The 10852-nt window shown below is 71.8% G+C and carries 11 protein-coding genes; 8 read left to right on the plus strand and 3 right to left on the minus strand.

The window, feature by feature from the left end; all coding sequences use genetic code 11:
• Positions 1-137 precede the first annotated feature (137 nt).
• The 3 genes from fabG to IF73_RS0102620 all read left to right on the plus strand — a co-directional run bounded on the left by fabG (position 138) and on the right by IF73_RS0102620 (position 2216).
• Positions 138-857, plus strand: coding sequence for a 3-oxoacyl-[acyl-carrier-protein] reductase (fabG, locus tag IF73_RS0102610; RefSeq protein ID WP_031002960.1), 720 nt, complete (start codon positions 138-140; stop codon positions 855-857).
• A 2-nt stretch (positions 858-859) separates the two neighbouring features.
• Positions 860-1636 carry an enoyl-ACP reductase FabI gene (fabI, locus tag IF73_RS0102615; protein WP_030492754.1) on the plus strand — a complete coding sequence of 259 codons (777 nt, stop codon included), beginning with the start codon at positions 860-862 and terminating at the stop codon, positions 1634-1636.
• Positions 1637-1808: 172 nt separating this feature from the next.
• Entirely contained in the window at positions 1809-2216 is a 408-nt protein-coding gene (locus IF73_RS0102620) for a hypothetical protein (RefSeq protein ID WP_031002962.1), read from the plus strand.
• Here IF73_RS0102620 and IF73_RS0102625 read toward each other — a convergent pair.
• Complete coding sequence (locus tag IF73_RS0102625; RefSeq protein ID WP_031002964.1) at positions 2164-2865, minus strand: FadR/GntR family transcriptional regulator; 702 nt, start codon at positions 2863-2865, stop codon at positions 2164-2166. The genes IF73_RS0102620 and IF73_RS0102625 overlap by 53 nt on opposite strands.
• A 157-nt stretch (positions 2866-3022) precedes the next feature.
• Between IF73_RS0102625 and IF73_RS0102630 the strand changes: the two genes are divergently transcribed.
• The 4 genes from IF73_RS0102630 to IF73_RS0102645 all read left to right on the plus strand — a co-directional run bounded on the left by IF73_RS0102630 (position 3023) and on the right by IF73_RS0102645 (position 5414).
• Positions 3023-4333, plus strand: coding sequence for a CynX/NimT family MFS transporter (locus tag IF73_RS0102630; protein ID WP_031002966.1), 1311 nt, complete (start codon positions 3023-3025; stop codon positions 4331-4333).
• 17 nt (positions 4334-4350) lie between these two features.
• Positions 4351-4467 (plus strand): SGM_5486 family transporter-associated protein, encoded by a 117-nt coding sequence (locus tag IF73_RS42530; RefSeq protein ID WP_267883563.1) that lies wholly within the window; start codon positions 4351-4353, stop codon positions 4465-4467.
• A gap of 189 nt (positions 4468-4656) precedes the next feature.
• Entirely contained in the window at positions 4657-4860 is a 204-nt protein-coding gene (locus IF73_RS0102640; RefSeq protein WP_031002968.1) for a hypothetical protein, read from the plus strand.
• A 35-nt stretch (positions 4861-4895) separates the two neighbouring features.
• Positions 4896-5414: a SixA phosphatase family protein gene (locus IF73_RS0102645; RefSeq protein WP_031002970.1), complete on the plus strand. Its 519-nt coding sequence runs from the start codon at positions 4896-4898 to the stop codon at positions 5412-5414.
• Between the two features lie 164 nt (positions 5415-5578).
• Here IF73_RS0102645 and serB read toward each other — a convergent pair whose 3' ends face one another.
• On the minus strand, positions 5579-6820 hold the full coding sequence (gene serB / locus IF73_RS0102650) for a phosphoserine phosphatase SerB (RefSeq protein ID WP_031002972.1): 1242 nt from the start codon (positions 6818-6820) through the stop codon (positions 5579-5581).
• Positions 6821-7048: 228 nt separating this feature from the next.
• On the opposite strand from serB, the gene IF73_RS0102655 reads away from it, so the two are divergent.
• Positions 7049-9646, plus strand: a complete 2598-nt coding sequence (locus tag IF73_RS0102655) for an FHA domain-containing protein (protein WP_031002974.1) — start codon at positions 7049-7051, stop codon at positions 9644-9646.
• Between the two features lie 70 nt (positions 9647-9716).
• Here IF73_RS0102655 and IF73_RS0102660 read toward each other — a convergent pair whose 3' ends face one another.
• Positions 9717-10508: a transglycosylase SLT domain-containing protein gene (locus IF73_RS0102660; protein ID WP_031002975.1), complete on the minus strand. Its 792-nt coding sequence runs from the start codon at positions 10506-10508 to the stop codon at positions 9717-9719.
• Positions 10509-10852: the final 344 nt, after the last annotated feature.

Here is a 10852-nt window from a genome sequence, read left to right on the forward strand (position 1 = left end):
GGGTCGGGATGCCCAGGGATTTCTGTAGGGACCCGACAGTGACATCCGTACGCCACTGTCAGGGCCCGATTCCGCGGATCGAGGGACGGACCGATAGGTTTTCGAGGTACCAGACCGCTGATCGAAAGGGTGATCCGTTGAGCCGCTCGGTTCTCGTCACCGGAGGAAACCGGGGCATCGGCCTCGCCATCGCCCGCGCGTTCGCCGAGGCGGGCGACAAGGTCGCGTACACCTACCGGTCGGGCGAGCCGCCGGCCGAGCTCGCCGAACTGGGCTGCCTGGCCGTCCGGTGCGACATCACCGACGGCGAGCAGGTGGAGCAGGCGTACAAGGAGATCGAGGAGAAGCACGGCCCGGTCGAGGTCCTCGTGGCCAACGCCGGCGTGACGAAGGACCAGCTCCTCATGCGCATGTCCGAGGAGGACTTCACGTCCGTCCTCGACACCAACCTCACCGGCACCTTCCGGGTCGTGAAGCGCGCCAACCGCGGCATGCTCCGCGCCAAGAAGGGCCGCGTCGTCCTCATCTCCTCGGTCGTCGGTCTGCTCGGCTCCGCGGGCCAGGCCAACTACGCCGCCTCCAAGGCCGGCCTGGTGGGCTTCGCCCGCTCGCTCGCCCGTGAGCTCGGCTCGCGGAACATCACCTTCAACGTCGTCGCGCCCGGCTTCGTCGACACCGACATGACCGCCGTGCTCACCGACGAGCAGCGCGCGGGCATCGTGTCGCAGGTCCCGCTCGGCCGCTACGCGCAGCCGGCGGAGATCGCCGCGACCGTGCGGTTCCTCGCCTCCGACGACGCCTCGTACATCACTGGAGCCGTCATCCCGGTTGACGGCGGACTGGGAATGGGTCACTGATCATGGCTGGAATCCTCGAGGGCAAGAAGATCCTCATCACCGGTGTGCTGATGGAGTCCTCCATCGCCTTCCACGCCGCGAAGCTGGCCCAGGAGCAGGGCGCGGAGATCATCCTCACCGCCTGGCCCCGGCCGACGCTGACCGAGCGCATCGCGAAGAAGCTGCCGCAGCCCGAGAAGGTCAAGGTCCTGGAGCTCGACGTCTCGAACGACGAGCACCTCGCCCGCCTGGAGGGCCAGGTCCGCGAGCACCTCGGCGACCGCATCGACGGCGTCGTGCACTCCATCGGCTTCGCGCCGCAGGACGCCCTGGGCGGCAACTTCCTCAACACGCCGTTCGAGTCCGTCTCCACCGCCATGCACGTCTCGGCCTTCTCCCTGAAGTCCCTGACCATGGCGCTGCTGCCGCTGATGAGCGAGGGCGGCTCGGTCGTCGGCCTCACCTTCGACGCCAAGTTCGCCTGGCCGCAGTACGACTGGATGGGCCCGGCCAAGGCCGCCCTGGAGGCCACCAGCCGCTACATGGCCCGCGACCTGGGCAAGCAGAACATCCGCTGCAACCTGGTCTCCGCCGGCCCGCTGGGCTCCATGGCCGCGAAGTCCATCCCGGGCTTCGGCGAGCTGGCGAAGGTCTGGGACAGCCGCTCCCCGCTGGAGTGGGACCTCTCCGACCCGGAGCCGGCCGGCCGCGCCATCGTCGCGCTGCTCTCCGACTGGTTCCCGAAGACCACCGGCGAGATCGTCCACGTCGACGGCGGCCTGCACGCGATCGGCGCCTGACGCCGCCCGCACACCGCTCCGGCCGGGGCCGGGCCCGCGTCCCCCAGGGGACCGCGGGCCCGGCCCCGGCCGATTTCCGGGGTCCGGGAGCCCCGACTCGAAAAGTCCGGCGGATCACCGCAGACTGGTCGGAGCGTGTCGTTCCGGCTACTCACGGGGAGGAGGTACGGGCATGCGCGCGCTTCACCGCGGCTTCGCCGCCTACGCCTCGGTCGCCGCCCTGCTTCTCGGGACCGCCGTCGCCGCGGAGGTCCACGCGGCCCCCGCCCCCGCCGAGGAACCCGCCGCGGCCGCCCCCGCCGCCGACGGTCCGGAGAACTTCGGCGCCTCCTGCCACACGGTCGTCGAGGGCAGCCGGGTCTCCGCCCACTGCCGGAACCCCTACCCGCGCACCGACCGGATACGGCTGCACGTCGAGTGCGACCGCTGGTGGGACCTGGACACCGACAGCGCGCCCGTGGACGTCGCCCCCGCCGACCACGCGACCCTCACGGCCCGCTGCTGGAAGGAGGTCCGCTCCGCGTGGGTCACCCACGAACCGGCGGCGGCTCCTGCTCCTTCCGGCCGCCCAGGCACATGAACGGATAGCCGGCCGCCTCCTCCGCCGCCCGCTCCGCGTCCCCGCCGCGGATCGCGTCCACCAGGCGCGCGTGGTCCATGTGGTTCTCCGGCCGCAGCACCTGCCCCACGTCGTCGCGCAGCCACTCCCGCAGGAGATCGCCCAGGTCCGCGTAGAGCTCCGTCAGCACCTCGTTGCCGGACGCCGCCACCACCGCGTGGTGGAAGGCCGAGTCCACCGTCACGAACCGCTCCGCGTCCCCCGACTCCCACGCCTCCTCGCGGCGGACCAGCAGCGCGTCCAGCTGCTTCAGGTCCCGCTCCGAGCGGCGCCGCGCCGCGAACCGCGCGGCGGCCGACTCCAGGGTGGAGCGCAGCTCCGCCACGTGCCGCGGATCGGAGCCCGCGAACCGCCGGTGCATCACCCCGGCCAGCTCGCTCGTCGCCGCCACGTAGGTGCCGGAGCCCTGCCGGATGTCGAGCAGCCCGTTGTGGGCGAGGGCGCGGACCGCCTCGCGGACCGTGTTGCGGGCCACGCCCAGCTGCTCGACCAGCTCGGGCTCGGTCGGGATCCGTGAGCCGACCGGCCACTCGCCGGAGGTGATCTGGTTCCGCAGCTCGGCGATCACCTGGTCGGACAGACCGGTGCGCCGGGGGTGCCCGAGGGCCATGGAGACTCACTTTCCGGTGGGGGAGCGGGGCGGTGCGAGACGGGTTCGACGATCGGTTCGACGAGCGCTTCGATTATGGGTCGACGGTGGTTCGAGGTGGGTTCAAGATTGGTTCGAGATTGGACAACCAATCATCCCATGATTCTATGATGGCTCCATGTCAGACGAGCCGAAGACCCTCGACCCCGCGCCCGCCACCCGGCCGGCCCCCGCCCAGGAACACCTCCTGCCGCCCCGGGACGGCGCCCGCGCCGGCCGCTGGACCCTCGGCCTCGTCTCCGTCGGACTCGTCCTCGCCGCGCTCAACCTGCGCCCCGCGATCACCAGCCTCGGCGCCCTCCTCGAAGAGGTCAGCGCCGGCCTCCACATGAGCGGCACCGTGGCCGGCGTCCTCACCTCCGTGCCGCCGCTCTGCTTCGCGATCTTCGGCATCACCGCCCCGCGGCTGGCCCGCCGCTTCGGCCCCGCCGCCGTCGTCTGCGCCGGCATGGCCGCCATCCTCGCCGGCCTGCTGCTGCGCCCCCTCGCGACCGGCACCGCCGCCTTCCTCGCCGCCAGCGCCCTCGCCCTCATGGGCATCGCCGTCAGCAACGTCCTCATGCCGGTGATCGTCAAGCGGTACTTCCCCGACCGCATCGGCAGCATGACCGGGCTGTACTCGATGGCCCTGGCGCTCGGCACCTCGCTCGCCGCCGCCCTGACCGTCCCCATGACCGACGCCCTCGACGGCGACTGGCGCCTCGGCCTCGGCGTCTGGGCCGTCCTCGCCGCCCTCGCCGTCCTGCCCTGGCTCCCGCTCGTCAAGGACCGCACCGGCACCCCCCGTACGGAACCGGGCGCCCCGGCCGCCGCCGAGGAGGCCCCGCCCGCCGCCCGGACCGCCGCGCCGCGCCCGATGTACCGCAGCCGCACCGCCTGGGCCCTGGCCTGCTTCTTCGGCCTCCAGGCCACCGGCGCGTACATCACCATGGGCTGGATGCCGCAGATCTTCCGCGACGCCGGCGTCCCCGCCTCCACCGCGGGCGTCCTGCTGGCGGTCACCATGGTCATGGGCGTCCCGCTCGCCTTCGTCATCCCGCGCCTCGCCACCCGCATGCGCCACCAGGGCCCGATCGTCGTCGCCCTCGGCACCAGCGGCCTCGTCGGCTACACCGGCCTCCTCCTCGCCCCCGCCGCCGGCGCCTGGGTCTGGGCGGTGCTCCTCGGCATCTCCAACTGCGCCTTCCCGCTCGCCCTCACCATGATCGGCCTGCGCTCGCGCACCGGCGCCGGCGTCGTCCGCCTCTCCGCCTTCGCCCAGTCCGTCGGCTACCTGATCTCCATCCCCGGCCCCCTCCTCGTCGGCGTGCTCTACCAGCACAGCGGCGGCTGGGGCGTGCCGATCGCCCTCATGGCCGGGCTGATGGTGCCGCAGATGATCGTGGGCACGCTCGCCGGACGGGACCGGACGGTCGAGGACCAGTCCTGAGATGCGAGACTGGGCCCATGCCCGTTCTCGAACCCCAGCCCCAGGGCGGCCAGAAGAAGCTGCTCATCGTGCTCGGCGCGATGCTCGGCATCACGGTCGTCATCGCCGTCATCGCCTCGATCGCCTCCCCCTGACCCGGCCCGCCCCGGCCGGGGGGTAGGGACAACCCCCGGTACCCCCTAGGGGAAAGTCTCAGGGGCGAGTGGGTGGATCACCGGATGGGCCGCGGCCCCCGCGCTCCCTACGGTGGAGACACACCGCGGTACCGCGGTACCCACCTCCCCCGAGGACCGCGTCCCGGGGTACCCACCACGGAGGCGGCCATGGCGGCCCTCACCCGCACCTGCGACCGGACCACGCCCGCCGGCGTCGACACCCGGCTGCCCTGGTGGGCCCTCGCCCTCCCGGTCGCCGCCTTCACCGTCCTCCTGCTGCTCGTCACCGGGCCCGGCGAGGCCGCCGCGGCGAGCGGGGACGACGGGATCGGGAGGTTCCTCCAGCTGATCGGGCAAACCCTCGCTCTCTGAGTCAGGACGGGCGGATCCGTGCCAAGCTGTGGACCATGAGCGTCGAATCAACCCGCAGGATCGTGCTGCTCCGGCACGCGAAGGCAGACTGGGGCCAGGAGACCGACCACGAGCGCCCGCTCGCCGAGCGCGGCCGCAAGGACGCCCCCGTGGCCGGCCGCAAGCTCGCCCAGTCCGGCATCCACTTCGACCTGGCCCTCTGCTCGACCGCCGCCCGCACCCGCGAGACGTGGAAGCTCGCCGTCCACGAGCTGCCCGAGCGCCCCAGGACGGTCTACGAGGAGCGGATCTACGAGGCGTCGCTCGGCGAGCTCATCGCCCTGCTCAACGAGATCCCGGAGGACGTCTCCGACGTGCTCCTCATCGGCCACAACCCCGGCATGCACGCCCTGGCCGACGCCCTCGCCGGTGACGCGGAGGGCGACGCCCTGGCCCGGATGAACCGCAGCGGCTACCCGACCGCCGCCTACGCCGTCCTCACCTTCACCGGCACCTGGAAGTCCGTCGAGCACGGCGTCGGCCGCCTCGTCGACTTCTGGACCCCCCACGGCTGACCCCACCCGGTACGCCGCCCGCGCGCCCACCGCGCGGGCCCGTGAGCCGGCCCGCGCACCCGTACGCCCCCGTGCGAGCCCGCAGGCGCCCGTACGCGAAAGGGGCCCGGCCGTCCTCGTGACGGCCGGGCCCCCTCCCGTACGCGACGGGCCGGGCGGGACGGTCAGTGCTCCCGCGGCTCCTCGCCGACGTCCGCCGCCTCGACCTCCTCGCGGGTGATCCCCAGCAGGTACAGCACCGTGTCCAGGAACGGCACGTTCACCGCCGTGTGGGCCGCCTCACGCACCACCGGCTTGGCGTTGAACGCCACCCCGAGCCCCGCCGCGTTCAGCATGTCCAGGTCGTTGGCGCCGTCGCCGATCGCCACCGTCTGCGCCAGCGGCACCCCGGCCTCCGCCGCGAACCGGCGCAGCAGCCGCGCCTTGCCCGCCCGGTCCACGATCTCGCCCGTCACCCGGCCGGTCAGCTTCCCGTCCACGATCTCCAGGGTGTTGGCCTGGGCGAAGTCGAGCCCGAGCCGCTCCTTCAGATCGTCGGTGACCTGCGTGAAGCCACCCGAGACCACGCCCACCTGGTAGCCGAGCCGCTTCAGCGTACGGATCAGGGTCCGCGCGCCCGGCGTGAGCCGCACCTCGGACCGCACCTTGTCCACCACCGACGCGTCCAGGCCCTCCAGGAGCGCCACGCGCGCGTGCAGCGACTGCTCGAAGTCCAGCTCGCCGCGCATCGCCGCCGCCGTCACCTCGGCGACCTTCTCCTCACACCCCGCGTGCGCCGCGAAGAGCTCGATCACCTCGTCCTGGATCAGCGTCGAGTCCACGTCCATCACGACCAGCCGCTGCGCCCGCCGGTGCAGCCCGGCCGAGACCACGGCCACGTCCACGCCGATCGTGTGCGCCTCGGTCGCCAGCGCCGTCCGCAGCGCCTCCGTCGCACAGCCCGAGACCGCGAACTCGACCGCCGTCACCGGGTACTTCGCCAGCCGGAAGATGCGGTCGATGTTGCCGCCCGAACCGGCGATCCTGGCCGTTATGGCCGCCGTCTGCTCGGCCGTCAGCGGGTGCCCGAGCACCGTCACGTGCGAGCGGCCCTCACCGCGCGGCCGGTTGTCACCGGTGCCCGAGATGATCTCGGCCTGGAGCTTCAGGGACTCGGCCCAGCTGTGCACGGTGGCGCGCAGCTCGCCCTGGGTGGCGACGGTCGGCTCGGTGACCAGCGCGCACAGCACGAGCCGGCCGCGCGAGACCACCTGCTCGATGTCCACGACGTCCACGGAGAAGGCGGCCAGGGTGTCGAAGAGACCGGCGGTGATCCCGGGCCGGTCCTTACCGAAGATCTTGACGAGAAGGGTGGGCACGTCCGCGGCGGGAACGGCGGGAACGTCCGGTGTCTGCGATGCGCTCATGGTGCTTCCACCGTATCGGGCACCCGGTGCCACCCGACGCCCCGTCCCGCGTACCGGACACCCGACCGGACCAGCCCCCTGCCCAGGCCCGGCCACGCGGCCCCGGCGGCCCTCCCCGGGGTCTTCACGCCGCCCGACTTTCGTATCGGGGACCCGGCCTGAAATAGTTCCCCAGGATGATTCGCCATCCCTAGGACCCCCGTATCGGGGGGCATCGGGGGACACACAGTGGGGCATGGAGTGCCAGAACTCGTACTCGAACTCAACGGCAGGACCTGGACGCTGGAGCCGTCCCGGTCGTACACCCTGGGGCGCGACCCCCAGGGGGACCTGGTCATCGACGACGCCAGGGTCTCGTGGCGGCACGCCACGATCAGCTGGAACGGCCGGAGCTGGGTCATCGAGGACCACGGCTCCACCAACGGCACCTTCGTCGCCGGGCAGCGGCTCCAGCAGCTGGAGATCGGCCCCGGCACCGCCGTCCACCTCGGCAACCCGACGGACGGCCCGCGCCTGAACCTGGCCGCCGCGCACGCCGGACAGGCCGCGCACGCGGGACAGCAGGCCCACGCGGGGCAGCAGGCCCACGCGGGACAGCACGGCGCCGCCCCGGCCCCGCACGCGCCGCAGGCCGGACCGCAGGCCGAGTGGGCCACCCACGACGCCGCGCCGCCCCAGCACGGCGGCTGGCAGCAGCCCGCTCCGCAGCACGGCGGCCACGTACCGCCGCAGGTGCCCCACCAGGGGGGCGGTCCGGTCGAGCAGCTCGCCCAGAAGACCAACGGCGCCGCGGGGGCGTCGTCGGCCTACTCCGACCGCAGCCCGACCACCTTCCACCAGCTCGCCCTCGGGCACGTGATGCGCATCGGCCGTGCGCTCGAGAACGAACTGGTCGTCTCCGACCTCCAGGTCTCGCGCCACCACGCCGAGTTCCACGCCACGCCCGACGGCCGCATGGAGATCCGCGACCTCGGCTCGCACAACGGCACCTACGTCAACGGCCAGCCGATCCCCAAGGGCGGCAGCGCCCTCCTCGGCCCGCAGGACATCGTCGGCGTCGGCCACTCCACCTTCCGGATCGTCGGCGGCCAGCTCGAGGAGTTCGTCGACACCGGCTCGGTCTCCTTCTCGGCCCGCCACCTCACCGTCACCGTCGACGGCGGCAAGCAGATCCTCAAGGACGTCTCCTTCGGCGTCCCCGAGAAGTCGCTGATCGGCGTCATCGGCCCCTCCGGCTCCGGCAAGTCGACCCTCCTCAAGGCGCTCACCGGCTACCGGCCCGCCAACGAGGGCGACGTCCTCTACGACAACCGCAGCCTCTACAAGCAGTTCGCCGAGCTGCGCCAGCGCATCGGTCTGGTCCCGCAGGACGACATCCTGCACAAGGAGCTGACCGTCCAGAAGGCGCTCCGGTACGCCGCCAAGCTCCGCTTCCCCGGCGACACCGCCACCGCCGAGCGCGAGGCCCGCATCGACGAGGTGCTGCGCGAGCTCAAGCTCGACATCCACAAGGAGAAGAAGGTCACCTCGCTCTCCGGTGGCCAGCGCAAGCGCGTCTCGGTCGCCCTGGAGCTGCTGACCAAGCCGTCGCTGATCTTCCTGGACGAGCCGACCTCCGGCCTCGACCCGGGCATGGACCGCGACGTCATGCAGCTGCTCCGCGGCCTCGCCGACGACGGCCGCACGGTCCTCGTCGTCACCCACTCCGTCGCCGAGCTGGCCCTCTGCGACAAGCTCCTCGTGATGGCGCCCGGCGGCTCCGTGGCGTACTTCGGCCCGCCGGACGAGGCGCTGAACTTCTTCGGCTACTCCTCGTGGGCCGACGTCTTCTCCGCCTTCGAGAACTACCGCGACTACGACTGGGCCGGACGCTGGAAGGGCTCGCAGCACTACCAGCTGTACGCCGCCGACATCGACGCCGTCGCCGCCCAGCCCGTCCACGTGCCGCAGCAGGCGATGTCCCGCCCGCCCAAGCCGCAGGGCTGGGGCTCCCAGCTGTGGACCCTGATCCGCCGCTACACCTCGGTGATCGTCTCCGACAAGGGCTTCCTCGCCCTCATGGTGGTCCTCCCCGCGGTCATCGGCTCGGTCTCCGTGGTCATCCCGGCCGACTTCGGCCTCGCGCCGCCCACGCCGCCGGCCCGGTTCAACGGCGACGCCGGCATCATCATGCTGATCCTCACGGTCGGCATGTGCTTCTCCGGCGCGGCGAACTCGGTCCGAGAACTGATCAAGGAACGGGTCATCTACGAACGGGAGCGCGCCACCGGCCTCTCCCGCTCCGCCTACCTGATGTCCAAGGTGATCGTCCTCGGCGTCATCACGGCCTTCCAGGGCGTCATCCTCTGCGCCATCGGCTTCGCCATCCGCGACCTGCCCGCCGAGGGCCTCCTGATGCCGCCGGCCGTCGAGCTCTGCCTCGTCGTCATCGCGCTCGGCCTCACCTCGATGATGGTCGGCCTGGTCATCTCCGCGCTGGTGAAGACCGCCGAGAAGACCATGCCGCTGCTGGTCATGTTCGCGATCGTCCAGGTCGTCTTCACCGGCATCCTCTTCAAGGTGTTCGGCTCGCCCGGCCTGGAGCAGTTCGCCTGGCTCATGCCGTCCCGCTGGGCCATCGCCGGCGCCGGCACCACGCTCGACCTCGCGCACCTGATGGCGCCGTGGGACCCGAAGAACCCCACCGACCTCGACCCGCTGTGGGAGCACAGCGTCGGCCAGTGGAGCTTCAACATCGGCGTGCTGCTCGTCATGACCGCCGTCCTCGGCGTCCTGGTCGCGCGCCTGCTGCGCCGCCACGAGCCCGAGGTCATGCGCAGCAAGTAGCGGACCCGGAGCAACGCCCGGAGGGCGGCACCCCGTGCGGGGTGCCGCCCTCCGTCGTCGCCGGGGCGACTCAGTACGCGCTGTTGACGTTGTCGATCGAGCCGTAGCGGTCGGCCGCGTAGTTGGCGGCGGCGACGATGTTGGCGACCGGGTCGTACTGGTCGAACTTGGTGCCCGGCACGTGGTACGCCTTGAAGGTCGGGTAGATGACCTGCAGCAGACCCTTGGACGGGACGCCGTTGCGGGCGTTGATGTCCCAGTTGTTGATCGCGTACGGGTTGCCGCTGGACTCGCGCATGATGTTCTTGTGCAGGCCGTGGTACGAGCCCGGGATGTTGTGCTTGTCCATGATGTACAGCGCCTCGCGGATCCAGCCGTCGAGGTTGTTCGCGAAGACCGGCGTGCGCGTGACGGAGCGGCTCGCGGCCGTCTTCTGCGCGGCGCGCTTCTTCGCGGCGGCCTTCGCCTCGGCGGCCCGCTTCTTGGCGGCGGCGTCGGCCTTCGCCTTCGCGGCGGCCTTGGCCTTGGCGGCCTTCGCGGCCTTCTCCGCCTTCGCGGCCTTCGCCTTGGCGGCGGCCTGTGCCTGGGCCTTCGCCGCGGCGTCCTGCTTGGCCTTCAGGCCGATGGTGGTGTGCTGGTCGGTCACGCTCGCGGCCAGCGCCTTCGCCTGCGGGCTGCTCGCGTCATAGGACCACGCGACCCGCTGGGTCGTGTTCAGCGCCTGCGGCTCGGTCTCCGTGGAGCCGTTGCCCGGCACGAGGGAGAGGGTGAGGGCGGCAGCGCCCAGGGCGGCGACGCCGGCGATCGTGGCCTTGTGGGTCTTCTTCAGACCACGACTGTGGCCAGGGGTGTTCTGAGACATGCAGGACTACCTCTTCGAATCGCTGGGGGTCGCTGGGCCGGGGCGGCGCTGCGCCTGCTCGGCGGCGACGGGGGCAATTCTTAGCGGCAGCAAAATCGCGTGGCAAAGGTGTGACGTACGATCCCGGTTAGTGGATCAGCGACCGGTGTACGCGCCCGGAACAGCCCCCCTGCCCTGGTTCGCCCCGCCCCGAACCACCCCGAACCACTCCACTAGGCAGCTTCGTAAGTGACCTGCGTCCTATGCGCGGGCTCACATAGCCCTCGTAACAAACTCACCAACAGTTGCGCAAGCAACGCACAGGGTAACCCCCTCCACCCCAAGGAGGACCCCCAGCCCTCACC

Source organism: Streptomyces sp. NRRL F-5727 (assembly GCF_000719555.1).
In the GTDB taxonomy this organism is placed as follows: Bacteria; Actinomycetota; Actinomycetes; order Streptomycetales; family Streptomycetaceae; genus Streptomyces.